Annotated in this window: 14 protein-coding genes; 8 read left to right on the forward strand and 6 right to left on the reverse strand. The window is 56.3% G+C overall.

The genetic code is table 11. The annotated features are described in order from the left end of the window. Window position 1: 1 nt before the first annotated feature. The 8 genes from J9260_RS09120 to J9260_RS09155 all read left to right on the forward strand — a co-directional run bounded on the left by J9260_RS09120 (window position 2) and on the right by J9260_RS09155 (window position 7,018). Window positions 2-964: an AAA family ATPase gene (locus J9260_RS09120; RefSeq protein ID WP_246499367.1), complete on the forward strand. Its 963-nt coding sequence runs from the start codon at window positions 2-4 to the stop codon at window positions 962-964. Next, on the forward strand, window positions 961-1,878 hold the full coding sequence (locus J9260_RS09125) for a DUF58 domain-containing protein (protein ID WP_210217491.1): 918 nt from the start codon (window positions 961-963) through the stop codon (window positions 1,876-1,878). Before J9260_RS09120 ends, J9260_RS09125 begins: the two co-directional genes overlap by 4 nt. Before the next feature lie 19 nt (window positions 1,879-1,897). Beyond that, window positions 1,898-2,995 (forward strand): agmatine deiminase family protein, encoded by a 1,098-nt coding sequence (locus J9260_RS09130; protein ID WP_210217492.1) that lies wholly within the window; start codon window positions 1,898-1,900, stop codon window positions 2,993-2,995. Further along, entirely contained in the window at window positions 2,965-3,327 is a 363-nt protein-coding gene (locus tag J9260_RS09135) for a DUF4381 family protein (RefSeq protein ID WP_210217493.1), read from the forward strand. The genes J9260_RS09130 and J9260_RS09135 overlap by 31 nt, the downstream gene beginning before the upstream one ends. A gap of 131 nt (window positions 3,328-3,458) precedes the next feature. Further along, window positions 3,459-4,304, forward strand: coding sequence for a VWA domain-containing protein (locus tag J9260_RS09140; protein ID WP_210217494.1), 846 nt, complete (start codon window positions 3,459-3,461; stop codon window positions 4,302-4,304). After that, window positions 4,301-5,311 (forward strand): vWA domain-containing protein, encoded by a 1,011-nt coding sequence (locus J9260_RS09145; protein WP_210217495.1) that lies wholly within the window; start codon window positions 4,301-4,303, stop codon window positions 5,309-5,311. Before J9260_RS09140 ends, J9260_RS09145 begins: the two co-directional genes overlap by 4 nt. Further along, window positions 5,301-6,011: a tetratricopeptide repeat protein gene (locus J9260_RS09150; protein ID WP_210217496.1), complete on the forward strand. Its 711-nt coding sequence runs from the start codon at window positions 5,301-5,303 to the stop codon at window positions 6,009-6,011. The genes J9260_RS09145 and J9260_RS09150 overlap by 11 nt, the downstream gene beginning before the upstream one ends. Further along, window positions 6,005-7,018, forward strand: coding sequence for a BatD family protein (locus tag J9260_RS09155; protein WP_210217497.1), 1,014 nt, complete (start codon window positions 6,005-6,007; stop codon window positions 7,016-7,018). Before J9260_RS09150 ends, J9260_RS09155 begins: the two co-directional genes overlap by 7 nt. A gap of 6 nt (window positions 7,019-7,024) precedes the next feature. Here J9260_RS09155 and moaA read toward each other — a convergent pair whose 3' ends face one another. The 6 genes from moaA to J9260_RS09185 form a co-directional block, all read right to left on the reverse strand. Further along, on the reverse strand, window positions 7,025-8,011 hold the full coding sequence (moaA, locus tag J9260_RS09160; RefSeq protein WP_210217498.1) for a GTP 3',8-cyclase MoaA: 987 nt from the start codon (window positions 8,009-8,011) through the stop codon (window positions 7,025-7,027). A gap of 98 nt (window positions 8,012-8,109) precedes the next feature. Continuing rightward, entirely contained in the window at window positions 8,110-8,922 is an 813-nt protein-coding gene (locus tag J9260_RS09165; protein WP_210217499.1) for a peptidylprolyl isomerase, read from the reverse strand. A 3-nt stretch (window positions 8,923-8,925) separates the two neighbouring features. Then, window positions 8,926-9,603 carry a respiratory nitrate reductase subunit gamma gene (gene narI / locus J9260_RS09170; protein WP_210217500.1) on the reverse strand — a complete coding sequence of 226 codons (678 nt, stop codon included), beginning with the start codon at window positions 9,601-9,603 and terminating at the stop codon, window positions 8,926-8,928. Window position 9,604: 1 nt separating this feature from the next. Beyond that, complete coding sequence (gene narJ, locus J9260_RS09175) at window positions 9,605-10,288, reverse strand: nitrate reductase molybdenum cofactor assembly chaperone (RefSeq protein WP_210217501.1); 684 nt, start codon at window positions 10,286-10,288, stop codon at window positions 9,605-9,607. Next, complete coding sequence (gene narH, locus J9260_RS09180; protein WP_210217502.1) at window positions 10,285-11,838, reverse strand: nitrate reductase subunit beta; 1,554 nt, start codon at window positions 11,836-11,838, stop codon at window positions 10,285-10,287. Before narH ends, narJ begins: the two co-directional genes overlap by 4 nt. After that, a complete protein-coding gene (locus J9260_RS09185) occupies window positions 11,835-15,587 on the reverse strand; it encodes a nitrate reductase subunit alpha (protein WP_210217503.1) in 3,753 nt (1,250 codons plus the stop codon). Before J9260_RS09185 ends, narH begins: the two co-directional genes overlap by 4 nt. Window positions 15,588-15,592: the final 5 nt, after the last annotated feature.

The raw sequence follows: 15,592 nt of genomic DNA on the forward strand, positions 1-15,592 counted from the left end.
CGTGCAAACACAACGCGAGTTTCTGCAACTACGTTCCCACCTCGAACAGGTGATCGTGGGGCAATCCGCCTTACTCGACCGCCTAATGATTGCACTGCTCACGGGCGGGCATATCCTGCTGGAAAGCCTGCCCGGTCTGGCGAAAACCACCGCTGTCACCACGCTCGCCAGCGGAGTCCACGCCAGCTTTCAACGCATCCAGTTCACACCTGATTTGATGCCGGGGGATTTGACCGGCACGGATATTTTCGAGCCGCAACACGGCACATTCCGCTTTATCGCAGGGCCGTTATTCCACGAAATCGTGCTGGCGGATGAGATCAACCGCGCTCCGCCCAAAGTGCAATCCGCCCTGCTCGAAGCCATGCAGGAACACCAGATCACCGTCGGCGGTGTGACCCGCCCCTTGCCCGAACTGTTCATCGTGATGGCAACGCAAAACCCGCTGGAACAAAGCGGCACGTACCCCTTGCCCGAAGCGCAACTTGACCGCTTTTTGCTGCATGTGGTGTTGCAATACCCCTCGGCTGACGACGAATTGCTGATCCTGCAACGTGATCGGGCGCGGCATTACGGCGCGGATAAACCCGTGCTGCATTCGCCCTTGCACCCGCAGCAAGTCCTGCAAGCTCGCCGCGAAGTGGCGGAAGTGCATGTTGCGCCGGAACTGGAGCGGTATATTGTTGCGCTGGTCGGGGCTACCCGCAATTTGGGGCAGTTTGATGCAGCGTGGGCGGATTATTTGCAGGTAGGGGCATCGCCGCGTGCGTCGATTGCCTTGCTGCGAGCCAGCAGTGCGCTGGCGTATTTGCGTGGCAGGGAATACGTCGTGCCAGATGATATTATCGACATTGCGCCGGATGTATTGCGGCATCGGTTGGTACTGGGGTATGCGGCACGGGCGGCGGGCGTGGATGCAAATGCCTTGGTGCGCAAGGTGTTGGCGGGTGTGGCGATTCCGTGAAACTGACATTTCCCCCACTCCTTACCGAAACCGAACTGCAAGCCCTGTACCAACGCGCCCGCAGTGCCGCCGCTGACTCTTCCCTGCAAAACCTGCTGGAACAACGCCAAGCCGGTGACGTAGCTTCACGCTATCGCGGGGCAGGGCTGGATTACGCCGAAAGCCGACCTTACCAACCCGGCGACGAACCGCGTTTCATGCACTGGAGCGTTACCGCCCGCACTGGCAAAGCGCACGTCAAACAGTTCCGCGAAGAACGCCGCCCCGCCGTGTTCATCGTTCTAGATCGGCGTAGGGCAATGCGTTTTGGCACGAAAGTACGCCTCAAAGCCGCGCAAGCTGCCCGCGTTGCCGCACTGATCGCGTTCGCCGCCACACAACAAGGCTGGGCAGCCTCCGGCGTAATCTTGGAAGCGCAGCCCCACTGGTTTTCCGCCTCCACCGATACCCACGCCGTATGGGAATTCGTGCGTCAATGCGCAGCAACTTGCCCACCGTTACTGACTACGCATGAACCTACCTTGGCAAGTATTTTGCCGCTCATCAATGCGTCTGTGGTACGCGGCACACACGTCTATCTACTCAGCGATTTCTCCGATCTGGACGCAGCTTGTGAGGCACATATCCTGCAACTCCTCCATCATCACCCGCTGTTCACAGTGCAAGTGCTGGACACTGCCGAATGCGAATTACCCGCTGCCGGACGCGTGAACCTGCAAGGGCTGGATGGCGTTACCCACTGCGTCAATTTGGCTGATCCCGCGTTGCGTGAACAGTTTCGCCAGCAAGCAGCGGCATTGCATGAGGGGCAAGCGCAACGGTTACGCGGCTGGGGATGCCATTACACCCAGCTCCTCGCAGCGGTGGATGCGCCAGAACTAGCAGTGCCGCTGCCGCACGGGATGGGTACATAATCAACATGAGGATATTTGTATGAACCGTCGCCACTTTCTCAGCACCAGCCTGCTGCTATCCGCAGGTAGCATTTTCGGCACGCCAAGCATGGGCTGGGCAGCGTCCGGCAACGGCTGGCGGATGCCCGACGAAAGCGAATCCCACGCCCGCACTTGGATGGCTTTCGGCGCATCGACAGCCATCTGGGGCAAAAAATTGCTGCCGGAAGTACGCCGCAACCTTGCCACCATCGCCACCACGATTGCCCGCTACGAACCGGTTTCCATGCTGGTGCGTGAGGAAGACTACGCCATCGCTGAAAAACTGCTGGGGGATTCCAACGTCAAACTGGTGGTCGCGCCGCTGGATGATTTGTGGATGCGTGATACTGGCGCGGTCTTCGTCATCAATGCCAAGGGCGAAAAGTCGGCAGTGAATTTCAACTTCAACGGCTGGGGCGAAAAGCAGGATTTCGATGAAGATGCCAAAGTCGCCCCACTGGTTGCCAAAACCGCAGGCATACAACTGCTGGAAACCGATTTGGTGCTGGAAGGCGGCGGTATCGAAGTCGACGGACACGGCACTGCCATCATCACCGAAAGCTGCGTCTTGAACGCCAACCGCAACCCCGGTGTCAGCAAAGCCGCGTGCGAAACCGAACTCAAACGCTTGCTGGGTTTGCAGAAAATCATCTGGCTACCGGGCATTAAAGGCAAGGACATCACCGACGGACACACCGACTTTTACGCCCGCTTTGCCCGCCCCGGTGTGGTAGTGGCAGGCTATGACCCCGACCCGCAATCGTTCGATCATGCCGTGACCAAACGCCATCTGGACATCCTCAAAACCGCCACCGATGCACAAGGAAACAAGCTAGAAGTCGCGGTAATGACTGCCCCTTCCAAGGTGCGTGAGCAATACGCCAATAACGATTTTGCCGCCGGATACATCAACTTCTACGTGTGCAACGGCGCGGTGATTGCCCCCGAATTTGGCGATGCCAAAGCGGATAAAGCCGCGCATGACACCTTGCAAAAGCTGTTCCCAGACCGTGACATCGTGCAAATCAACATCGACGGCGTGGCGGCTGGCGGTGGCGGAATTCATTGCACCACCCAGCAAGAGCCAGCGGTTTGATGCCGCCCAGCCTGCACGACCTTGAGTTACCACCCGAACCATTGCCCGTCATGGTTTGGTGGTTGGCGGCGTTCGCGCTTGTCCTGTTGCTGGCAGGCGTATTTTGGTATTGGCGCAAGCGACAACACCCCGTAGCGCGTGCTTTGCGTCAACTTGAACGCTTGCCCGATTCGCCACCCAATCCGGCGAAACTGGCAAGCATTTTGCGCGAAGCAGGGCTTACTTCCCCTGCTGCTCTCGATCACGCCCGTTTCGCCCCAATACCCTGCACCTCCGAAACCTTCGCCACCCTCAAACGCGAAGCCTGCGCCCTGTTGGAGCAAGCCCGATGAACATCGACTGGCTTACTCCGTATCTCGCAATCTTTCCGTTAGTGGCGGTAATCCCTCTTTTCTTTCTCCCTGCCCCCCTTGCGGGGGAAGGGTCGGGGAAGGGGGGCTTTCTTCATCCCCTAGCCCACCTATTGCCAACAACCAAAATCCCTACATGGCAACGCCATCTGCAACGCGCCCTCTTCACATGGCTTTGGTTCTGCCTAACCGTCGCCATTGCCCAACCCGTGCAGCGCGGCGCAAAACTCCCCGACCTACCGCCCGAACGCGACATCCTGCTACTGGTTGACGTATCCATCAGCATGACCCTCACCGACTACACCCTCGACGGACAAAAACGCAGCCGCATGGATGTACTCAAAACCTTGCTGCACGATTTCGCTAACCGCCTGCAAGGCGAACGCCTCGGCATGATCGTGTTCGCCGAAAACCCCTATCTGCTAGTACCGCTTACTCGTGATCCCACGCTGGTGCAACGCCAACTACAACGCCTAACCCCAACGTTGGCAGGGCGCGTCAGTGCCGTCGGCGATGCCATCACCCTCGCCCTCAAAGAAGCAGGCAAACAACCCCAACGCAAACCCATTTTCGTGCTATTCACTGATGCCGACGAATCCATCGGGCGTGTAGACCCTGAAGCCGCCGCCTCACTCACCGCCGAAAGCAAGATTCCGCTGTACACTATCGCCATCGGCTCCACCGCCGCGACAATGAGCAGCGACACTGGCGGATTAGTCTACCAACCCGTCAATCTCGCCCTGCTACAAACCTTGTCAAAACGCACGGACGCGAAAACCTACCAAGCGGGTGATGCACAAGCCGTCGAACAAGCCCTTGCCGACATTACCCGCCAACACCAAAACGCAGCCGAACAAACCCCGCGCTACGAACAGCAACCACTGTACCACTGGCTATTACTGGCAGGTTTGCTACCGCTGATGTTGTGGCAACTCTGGCAACGTAGGGCAAACACATGACGCTCTGGCAAACCTTACATTGGCGCGAACCCTTGTGGCTGTTACTGGCAGTGTTCCCGCTACTGCTTGCCGCATGGGAATATTTCCAGCAACGCAGCCAAGCGCAAACCTACGTCGACCCGCATTTATTGCCGTGGGTGCAAATAACCGCCAGTCAGCACGGTTGGCGCAAGTGGCTCTCACCGCAAACGCTGTGGGCTATCGCGTGGGTACTATTCGCCATCAGCCTCGCGGGGCCGCGCATTCCACAAACGCAATCCGATGATCTGCGCCCCGCCCAATTCGACGTGCTGGTGGTGCTGGATATTTCGCGCTCAATGCAAGCTACCGACATCGCCCCCAACCGTTTGCAACGCGCCGCGCTGGAATTGCACGAATTCCTCAGCCTCGCCCAAGGAAGCCGCGTCGGCATCGTGGTGTATGGTGCACGTCCGCACCTATTCGCACCGCTGACTAACGATGCCAACGCCGTGCGCTTTTACCTGCAACATCTGGAAACGCTGGTACTGCCGACACATGGCACTGACCACGCCGCAGCACTCAGCTTTGCCCAGCAGGAACTCGCGGCGCGTGAACAGGCGTTACCCGCTGCGCTGCTGTGGATTACCGATGGCGATATTCCCACCGATCAGCACGCCGTCTTGCAAACCCGTGCGCAAGCCCTGCAAACGGCGGGCATTCCGCTCTACAGCCTTGGCGTTGGCACAGAGGACGGCGAAGCCATCCCACTTACCGGCGGCAAATGGCTGGAATATGACGGGCAAGCGGTGCGTTCGCGCCTCGACAGTGCCTCGCTGCAAAGCCTTACCGCGCAAGCAGGCGGCGGGTACAGTGCGGTGAAAGACGCTGCCAGCGATTGGAAAACGCTGTACACCAACGGAATTGTGCAAGCCTTTCCAGCCACCTCCAGCGATGCGCAACAGTGGAGGGAGTTGTATGTGTGGACGTTGTTACTGGGGATGGTGTGTGCATGGCTGGCAATAAGAGGAAGAAAAAATGAAGCATAAGCTGTTTGCGCTACTACTTATGTTGACGTGTAGCGTCCAAGCGGATGAAACGAACCTACGCAACGGCATCCAAGCCTACCGTGCCGAACACTACGACACCGCCACCCAACACTTCACCGCCGCCGTGTTCGCCGCCACCAACGACACCGAACGCGCCCGCGCCCTGCACAACCTCGGCAACAGCTATTTCCAACAAGGCGATTACGCTGCCGCCGCGCAAGTCTTCCGTGATGCCCTAACCTATCGCCCAGAACACCCCGCCACCCAGCAAAACCTAGCCCTCGCCGCCGAAGTCCAAGCCGAACTCGAACGCCGCCGCGAAGCCGGACAACGCACCGCCGCCGACAACGCGAGTACTGGCGCACGCCGCGAACGCAACACTAATACCCTCGACTGGGATCAAGCCAGCACCCTGACGTTGGGCGAAGGCAAAGACGCACCCGTAAATACTCCACCGCCCGATTTACCCCCTGACATCGAGCAACTGATTAACAAAGGCATGGCTCGATTGGCAGAAACCGGCGCAAGCGATCCGCAAACATGGCGCAAAAGCCAACAATCGCTCGACGATGCCCGCATTGCCCTGCAACAGCTCGACGACGATCCCGCTACCTTATGGAAACGTCTGTTTGAAGTCGAAGAAGGCTACCCCGCACCCCAAACCAAACCGAATGAATTACTGGGAGTTTTACCGTGGTAGCCGCTGATTTGCCGTGGACAATCCAGCTAGAAGACACGCAAGTCTGGCAACGCGAACGCACCACGTTGACTGTCGAAGTGCAATCCACCGACCGTTTTGCCACACTCGAAGCCAGTTTGCCGCGCATTGACGGCGTGGATGTGCAGGCTCTGCCTGCCACCAACGAAGCGGGAACAGACGGCAAGCGCATCCTACGCCTGACATGGCAATTATCTGCCCACACCCCCGGCACACAAACCATTCAACTGCCCACCATCCGCTATAACCTCAACGGACGCGATGCCGCACAATGGCAACCGCCCGTGCAAACGCTGGACGTGCAAGCCCTGCCCCCATATTTGCCGCCAACCATCCCCGTCGGTAATGTCGAGATTGAATCGCACATCGACCCCAGCGGCGTGTTGCAACCGGGGCATCTGGCGTATTGGCACATCCGTTTGCACAGCGACGCAGTAAACACGGCACAATTCCCGCCAATTCTCAAACAAATGCGCAGCAGTGGAGTGGAATTATTCCCTGCGAAAGTTGACAAACCTGCCAGTGACGGCGGGCAATACCGACTCGAATACCACATCCCCTTCAAGCCGCAAAGCAGCGGACGGCTGGATTTACCCACCTTGCAATGGCATTGGTTTGACCCTGAAACGGCACGTTTGGAACACAGGCAATACACGCCACCACGCCCGTGGGTATTGGGTTGGATTTGGCGTGGTGTAATGGGCGTGTTTAGTCTGCTGGCATTGTTGGCAAGCCTATGGTTTGGCGTAAAGCTGGCGGGCAAATACGGGCAGCAGTGGCGCAGTAAACGCCGTATTTTACGGGCATTACAAACACCAGATTCCCCACACATAGTACAAAAAGCGATGCGTGAGTGTGCTATTGCCCACAGTTGGGCAGAAAATCTCAGTGTGGCGCAATGGTTAACATGCTGGGAACAGCAGTACGGTACAGCGGATAACTTACGCATTCAGCTACAGGCCATTGAACGCATACGATTTGCAACGTGAGACTATTTACCCCCCGGTCATCGACATAAACCGCAACACCTGCGTTTGCGTTTGGTTGAAGTTATGCTCCAGCGGCTTCAGCCACAACGCCTTGCGGATCACTCCTTGCAACGCCACATCGCTAATCCCCGCCCGCAATAACGGACGCAATGCCACGCTATGTTCCTGCCCCAAACACAAATACAACGTGCCATCCACACCCAGCCGCACACGGTTACAGGTAGCACAAAAATGCTGCGAAATCGGCGTAATAAACCCAATCTTCAACCCCGTATCACCGATGGTGTAATACTGTGCCGGGCCACCGCCCTCCATGATCGACGGCAACAAATTGTAGTGTTCCGCCAACCTTGCTTTAACCGTTTGCAGGCTCAGGTAATACGAATCGCGGGCATTGCGCCCCGTTTCACCCATCGGCATGGTCTCAATAAAACGCAAGGTGAAGCGGTGTTCCAGACAGAATTCCACCATATCCAGCACTTCGTCGTCGTTAATGCCCTGCATCACCACCATATTGATTTTGATTGGGGCAAATCCGGCGGCTTTCGCCGCCATCAAGCCTGCCATGACTTTATCCAGCTTGCCTTTGGTAATGCGTTGAAAGCGTTTGGGTTGCAGGCTATCGAGACTGACATTGAGACGGGAAACGCCTGCCTGTTTGAGTGCCACCGCCTCCTGCGCGAGACGATTGGCATTGGTACTGAGGGATAAATCGGTAATACCGGGTAATGCTGCCAGCCGCGTCGCCAGTTCAGGCAAACCATTCCGTACCAAAGGTTCACCACCCGTCAAGCGCAACCGACTCACGCCCAAGGCGGCAAACGCTGCCGTGACCCGCTCAATTTCATCAAAACTCAGCCAGTGATCCGGCACGGTATAATCGTTGAAGTGTTCGGGCATACAGTAAAAACACCGCAGGTCACAGCGATCCGTCACCGATACCCGCAAGTAGCTAATTTCACGCCCAAACGGGTCAATCAATCCATTACCCATACACCACCTCATGAAGAAAAAAACGGGCGATATTGCTACCGCCCGCACCCCCGGTCAGTGGCTTACATCCGACCGGTTTCGGAGGGTCTGTGAAAAACTTACTGCACCAGTGGTGAACCCGCAGCATTGAAGGCAATCCCCTCAACACCAATTTCCACACCCAATACCTGCAAGTATTGGCTCAACGCCCGCCGCGTCACCTGCTCATGCAAATACTGACGGATGCGCGTTGCCACATGCTCATATTCCAACGGCTCGCCTTCCACACGCTGATCCACCCGCACCAGATGAAAACCAAAGCGCGTTTCCACTGGCTGCGTGCAAAGCCCCACAGGAAGCAACCACACTTGGCGCTCAAATTCCGCCACGGTTTGCCCTTTCGACAACTGCCCCAAACTGCCGCCCTGCCCCGACGATGGGCAAGCCGAATACTGCTGCGCCAGTGCCACAAAGCTATCCGCATCAGCTTGCAACTGCCGCAGCAATTGCGCCGCAAGCTGGCGTTGTTGATCACGTTGCAAAGTGTCATCCGGCGCGGCGGGCAGCAAAATATGACTCACTGCCAGCAATACCGGCGTTTGAAAGCGTTGCCGATTACTCTGAAAATAGTGAAGACACTGCGCCTCTGTTGGATCAGGTACTTGCATATCCCTTTCCAACAACAGGGCAGTGCGTTCTTCTTCACTAGCGGCTTCGATACCCAGTTGTGCAGCGCGTTGTTCCAGCAAGGTTTTCACCACCAAGCTGGTTGCCGCTGCCTGCCATGCTTCATCCAATTGTGCAGCGGGGTGGTATTGCAACTCTTCCGCAATCGCCTCCTCCGTCAGCACTTGATCACCAACGCGAACTTCTTGCTCCCTCACCCCTTGCGGGGGAGGGTTGGGATGGGGGGTATACGTTCCAACTTCCATAAATTACCCCCGCGCCCGCACGATTTGATACTGACGATTCACGTATTGCACCGGCACACTCCAGATATGCACCAAGCGCGTAAACGGGAACAGCAGGAACACGGTCAAGCCCAGCAAAATGTGCAGCTTAAAGATAAAGCCCACATCCGCCAGATGCGCCGCCGCACCGCCTTTAAAGAACACAATGGATTGCGCCCATTCCGCCAATTTCAGCATATTGCTGCCATCCAGATGCCCCAAGGTCGGAATGATGGTTAGTAAACCCAGCGTCACTTGCACCAACAAAATGGCAATCACTGCCAAGTCCATCGTCGAGCCAGTAGCGCGTACCCGTGGATCATTCTTACGGCGCAAAAACAGCAGCAATGCGCCATACCAGCAAGCCACACCGGCAATACCGCCAACGATAATCGCCATGACTTGCTTCGTGCCAGCCGACATAAACGGCTCATACAACCAATGCGGAGTCAGCAAACCGACTAAATGCCCGAAGAAAATCACCAGAATGCCCACATGGAATAAATTACTCGCCAGGCACATTCCGCTGTTGCTCAACATCTGGCTAGACCCTGCCCGCCACGTATATTGCGCTTGGTCGTAACGCAGCCAACTGCCAATCAGAAACACCGCCCCTGCCACGTAGGGGTACAGCCCAAAGAAAAGTGAATCAAAGTAAGACATATCAGTTCTCCCGAAAATGCAGCGTGTGGGTTTGGTTGGTGGATTGGGTGGGTCGGCACGACGCGCCCTTGTCTTCCACAAAGGCGACCATTTCCTCTTCCCAGACCTTATCCATCGCAGCGGCGGTATCATCGCGGGGTTCAGTTGCCACTTTACCGCGCAATTCCCCCATGTTCGGCTGGATGCCAATCATCGCCAGCAGCGCATCAAACAACAGGTGGTAATTACTGCCGCGCTCCTGCAAACGTGCCGATAACAGCGCGAGAATGGGGTGAACATCCCCCAGCCCTTGCGCCGCTTCGGCTTCGCTGCGGGTGGCGAGGTATTCCAGATACAACGGGATGTAATCCGGCAATTCCTTGACACTCAGTTCCAGCCCCGCGTCCCGGTATTGCTGGAGCAAATCCACCATTGCCTGCCCGCGATCCCGCGATTCGCCGTGAACGTGTTCAAACAGCAGCAAAGACAGCGAACGTCCGCGATCAAACAGCGATACGTAATCTTCCTGCGCATCCAACAAATCACCCGTCCCCAGTTGCTGGATAAAAGCGGTCAGGGAATCGCGCAAGCTCTGCGGCAAACGGGTTTCTTCGCGCACTACGTCAATCAAGGCACTCCGCGCTTCGATCAGTTCCGCCGTGGGGTAATCCATTAAGCGTGCCAGTACGGCAAAGATCTTAATCATGACTTGACCTCCTGCTTCACGAAGTCGATTTTCTGCACCATTGTCACGGTTTGCTTGCGCCCGCCGAACAGGTTGGTTTGGTTCGTGCCCGTGCTAGTGCCGCAACCATCGCCGAAGCTGAAACCGCAGCCGCCGCGTTCGGGGAAGGCTTCCCGTGCCAGTTCGCGGTGACTGGTGGGGATGACATAACGGTCTTCGTAATTGGCAATCGCGAGGTAACGGTACATTTCCTTGGCTTGCGCCTCAGACAAACCGACTTGTTCCAAAGCGCGGGTATCGTGGATGCCTTCCACCGTTTCTGCCCGTTTGTATTGGCGCATCGCCATCAGGCGTTTGAGAGCCAATTTCACTGGCTCTTCATCGCCCGCTGTCAACAGATTCGCCAAGTAACGCACTGGAATCCGCAAGCTGTCCACGTCCGGCAATACGCCGTCGTAGCCGATCTTGCCCGCATCCGCCGCCGATTGGATTGGCGACAGTGGCGGCACATACCACACCATCGGCAAGGTACGGTATTCGGGGTGCAATGGCAGTGCCAGCTTCCAATCCATCGCCAGCTTCCACACGGGAGACTCTTGAGCAGCTTTCAACACATTGTCAGGAATGCCATCCTTTTTCGCCTGTTCAATCACTTTCGGGTCAAACGGGTCGAGGAATACTTCCAACTGCTTTTGGTACAAATCCTTTTCATTCGGGGTGCTGGCGGCGGCTTCAATCTGATCCGCGTCATACAGCAAGATACCGAGGTAACGGATACGCCCCACACAGGTTTCCGAACACACCGTCGGCATCCCCGCTTCAATGCGTGGGTAGCAGAAAATGCACTTCTCGGATTTACCGGACTTCCAGTTGTAGTAAATCTTTTTGTAAGGACAGCCACTCACGCACATGCGCCAGCCCCGGCATTTGTCTTGGTCGATCAACACAATGCCGTCTTCGTCGCGCTTGTAAATTGCACCGCTGGGGCAAGACGCGACACACGCCGGATTCAAGCAGTGTTCGCACAAACGTGGCAGGGTAAACATAAAGGTGTTTTCAAATTCACCGTAAATGTCCGCCTGAATCTGGTCGAAGTTTTTATCCTTGCGGCGTTTGGAAAATTCCGTGCCGAGGATTTCTTCCCAGTTTGGCCCCCATTCGATCTTGTCCATGCGCTGCCCAGAAATCAGCGAGCGCGGGCGTGCCACTGGCTGATGCTTGCTATCCGGCGCGTTGTGCAAGTGTTGGTAATCGAAATCGAACGGCTCGTAATAGTCGTCAATCGCGGGTAAATCGGGGTTGGCAAAAATATTCGCCAATACCCGAAACCGCCCGCCGATGCGCGGCTCAATCTTGCCATCGGCGCGGCGTAACCAGCCGCCTTTCCACTTTTCCTGATTCTCCCACTCTTTGGGATAGCCGATGCCGGGTTTGGTTTCGACATTGTTGAACCACGCATATTCCATGCCTTCGCGTGAAGTCCAGACGTTTTTGCAAGTAATCGAGCAGGTATGGCAGCCGATGCACTTGTCTAAATTCAGCACCATGCCGACTTGGGAACGGATTTTCATTTTACTGCCTCCTGAATCGTGTCATTACCTTCACCGTCCAGCCAATCGACATTGGTCATCTTGCGCACAATGACGAATTCATCGCGGTTAGAACCGACCGTGCCGTAGTAGTTGAAGCCGTAAGCCTGTTGCGCGTAACCGCCGATCATGTGCGTCGGTTTCGGGCAAACGCGGGTAACGGAATTGTGAATGCCGCCGCGTTCGCCGGTAATGGCTGAACCGGGCACGTTCACAATGCGTTCTTGCGCGTGGTACATCATTACCATCCCCGGCATGACGCGCTGGCTGACCACTGCCCGCGCTGCGATTGCACCGTTGGCGTTGAACAGGTCTATCCAGTCGTTATCGACAATGCCCAGCTTTTTAGCATCGTCTTCACTCATCCACACAATCGGCCCACCGCGTGACAGCGTGAGCATCAGCAAGTTGTCGGTGTAGGTGGAATGGATGCCCCATTTTTGATGCGGGGTAATCCAGTTCAACGCCAATTCGGGGTTGCCGTTGGACTTTTGGTTGAGCATCGGCTTGATGGTTTTGGTGTTAATCGGCGGGCGATACACCAACATGCTTTCGCCGAAATCACGCATCCAGTCATGGTCAAGGTAGAACTGTTGCCGCCCCGTCAAAGTACGCCACGGAATCAGCTCGTGAACGTTGGTATAACCCGCGTTGTACGACACATGCTCATCCTCCAAACCCGACCAAGTAGGACTGGAAATGATTTTGCGCGGTTGCGCCACGATGTCGCGGAAGCGAATTTTCTCGTCTTCCTTGTTCAAGGCGAGATGGGTGTGGTCAATGCCAGTAATTTTCGACAAGGCTGCCCACGCTTTCACCGCCACTTGCCCGTTGGTTTCGGGAGCAAGCGAGAGGATCATTTCCGCCGCATCAATCGCGCTGTTCAGGCACGGACGACCTTCAGTCGTGCCGCTGGTGTGCTGGTGGTTGAGCTTGCCGAGGAAGGCGACTTCAGTTTCGGTATTCCAGCCGATGCCTTTGCCGCCGTTACCGAGCTTTTCCATCAACGGGCCAATGGACGTAAAGCGAGCATAGGTTTCGGGGTAATTACGTTCGACGGCAATCATGGCTGGGGCGGTTTTGCCCGGAATCAGGTCGCATTGACCTTTCTTCCAGTCCTTCACACCGAAGGCTTGACCGAGTTCCGCAGGCGCATCGTGCAACAGTGGCAGTGTCACCAAATCGGTTTCTACGCCCAAATGCCCGACGCAAACCCGTGAGAATTCCTTGGCAATGCCTTTGTAGATTTCCCAGTCGCTCCGCGCTTCCCATGAGGGGTCAACCGCAGCGGTCAGCGGGTGAATGAACGGGTGCATGTCGGAGGTGTTGAGGTCATCCTTTTCGTACCAAGTTGCGGTTGGTAGCACGATGTCGGAATACAAGCAGGTGGTGGACATGCGGAAGTCGAGTGTCACCAGCAAATCGAGTTTGCCTTCGGGCGCATCTGTATGCCACTTCACTTCTTGCGGTTTCACGCCGCCCATTTCGCCGAGGTCTTTGCCTTGCACGCCGTGCTTTGTACCCAGCAAATACTTGAGCAAGTATTCATGCCCTTTGCCCGAAGAACCCAGCAAATTGGAACGCCACACGAACAGGTTGCGCGGGAAGTTTTGCGCGTTGTCGGGGTCTTCCGCCGCAAACGCGATCTTGCCGGATTTGAGGCTGGCAACGGTGTAATCCGCCGGGCTCATGCCTGCGTCTTTGGCGGCTTGGGCAATGCGCAACGGGTTGGTATTGAGCTGGGGTGCGGAAGGCAACCAGCCCATGCGTTCTGCCCGCACGTTGTAGTCAATCAAGTTGCCGGATTGACGCGCTTTGTTCGCCAGTGGGGAAAGGATTTCCTTGATTTCCAGCTTTTCGTAACGCCATTGGCTGGAATGGTTGTAGAAGAACGACGTGCCATTCATTTGCCGTGGCGGACGTGACCAGTCCAGCCCAAACGCCAGCGGCAACCAGCCGGTCTGCGGACGCAGCTTTTCCTGCCCGACATAATGCGCCCAGCCGCCGCCAGATTGCCCGACGCAGCCGCACATGGCGAGCATATTGATCAAGCCACGGTAGTTCATGTCCATGTGATACCAGTGGTTCATGCCCGCGCCGACGATAATCATCGACTTGCCCTTGGTCTTGTCGGCGGTATCGGCGAATTCACGCGCAATGCGGATCACTTTGTCACGCGGTACGCCGGTAATCGCTTCTTGCCATGCGGGTGTGTACGGCGCATTGGCATCATCGAAGTTTTTGGCACTGTCATCGTCACCCAAGCCACGGCTGATACCGTAGTTGACCATGTTCAGGTCGTACACCGACACCAACATGCCTTCGCTGCCATCCGCCAAGGTGATTTTGCGGGCAGGCAGTTTGTACTTGAGAATGTCTTTGAGCGTATTGCCTTGGAAATAATCACTCGGCACACCGCCAAAATAAGGCAGCGCAACGTCTACCACTGCATCGTGACGTTCAACCAAGGACAATGACAGTTTGACCTCTTCGTGGGTTTTGCCATCTTTCTGTTGCAGATTCCACTGCCCGCTACCATCCCAGCGGTAGCCGATTGAGCCGTTCGGGGAAATGATTTCACCCGTCACGTCGTCAATCGCCACGGTTTTCCAATCCGGGTTTTGCTCTTCACCCAAACCAGAAATGAAGTCGCTGGCACGCGCAAAGCGTCCCGCTTGATAGCTGCCATCGTCACGCGCTTCCAGTAATACCAGATTCGGCCAGTCGGTGTAACGGCGCACGTAATCGGTGAAATAGTCGCTAGGCTTGTCAACGTGGAATTCTTTGAGGATGACGTGCCCAAATGCCATTGCCAACGCCGCATCCGTCCCCTGTTTCGGGTTCAGCCATTGGTCGGCGTGTTTGGCAACTTCCGCGTAGTCCGGCGTAATCGCCACGGTTTTCGTGCCTTTGTAACGCACTTCGGTAAAGAAATGCGCATCAGGGGTACGGGTCTGCGGAACGTTAGAACCCCACGCAATGATGTAGCTGCTGTTGTACCAATCGGCAGATTCCGGCACGTCGGTTTGCTCACCCCACACCATCGGTGACGCAGGCGGCAAATCGCAATACCAATCGTAGAAGCTCAAACACACGCCACCAATCAGTGACAGGTAACGGCTTCCCGCCGCATACGACACCATCGACATTGCCGGAATCGGAGAGAAACCAATCACGCGGTCTGGGCCATATTGCTTGGCGGTGTACACGTTGGAGGCTGCAATCAGCTCATTCACTTCATCCCACGAAGAACGCACAAAACCACCCAAACCGCGCCGGGTTTTGTAGGATTGCGCCGTGGTTGGATTTTCAACGATGGATGCCCACGCCGTGACCGGATCAGGATTTTTCGCTTTGGCAGAACGCCACAATTCCATCAACTGACGGCGCATCAAGGGGTATTTGAGGCGGTTCGCGCTGTACATATACCACGAATAGCTTGCGCCACGCGGACAGCCACGCGGCTCATGGTTCGGCAAATCCGGGCGGGTACGCGGGTAGTCGGTTTGCTGGGTTTCCCACGTCACCAAGCCGTTTTTCACGTAGATTTTCCAGCTACACGAACCCGTGCAGTTTACGCCGTGGGTGGAACGTACCACCTTGTCGTGCTGCCAGCGTTTGCGGTAGCCGTCTTCCCAGTCGCGGCTCTCCTCGGTCATCGCTCCATGCCCGTTGGAAAACGGCGTTTGGGTGCGTTTGAAAAAATTCAGTCGGTCAATAAAGTGGCTCATAGCAA

Source organism: Thiothrix unzii (assembly GCF_017901175.1).
In the GTDB taxonomy this organism is placed as follows: Bacteria; Pseudomonadota; Gammaproteobacteria; order Thiotrichales; family Thiotrichaceae; genus Thiothrix; species Thiothrix unzii.

Coding starts and splice junctions, on each gene's coding strand:
- J9260_RS09130 (WP_210217492.1), top strand. CDS start 1,898: ATGAACCGTCGCCACTTTCTCAGCACCAGCCTGCTGCTATCCGCAGGT.
- J9260_RS09145 (WP_210217495.1), top strand. CDS start 4,301: ATGACGCTCTGGCAAACCTTACATTGGCGCGAACCCTTGTGGCTGTTA.
- J9260_RS09150 (WP_210217496.1), top strand. CDS start 5,301: ATGAAGCATAAGCTGTTTGCGCTACTACTTATGTTGACGTGTAGCGTC.
- moaA (WP_210217498.1), bottom strand. CDS start 8,011: ATGGGTAATGGATTGATTGACCCGTTTGGGCGTGAAATTAGCTACTTG.
- J9260_RS09165 (WP_210217499.1), bottom strand. CDS start 8,922: ATGGAAGTTGGAACGTATACCCCCCATCCCAACCCTCCCCCGCAAGGG.
- narI (WP_210217500.1), bottom strand. CDS start 9,603: ATGTCTTACTTTGATTCACTTTTCTTTGGGCTGTACCCCTACGTGGCA.
- narJ (WP_210217501.1), bottom strand. CDS start 10,288: ATGATTAAGATCTTTGCCGTACTGGCACGCTTAATGGATTACCCCACG.
- narH (WP_210217502.1), bottom strand. CDS start 11,838: ATGAAAATCCGTTCCCAAGTCGGCATGGTGCTGAATTTAGACAAGTGC.
- J9260_RS09185 (WP_210217503.1), bottom strand. CDS start 15,587: ATGAGCCACTTTATTGACCGACTGAATTTTTTCAAACGCACCCAAACG.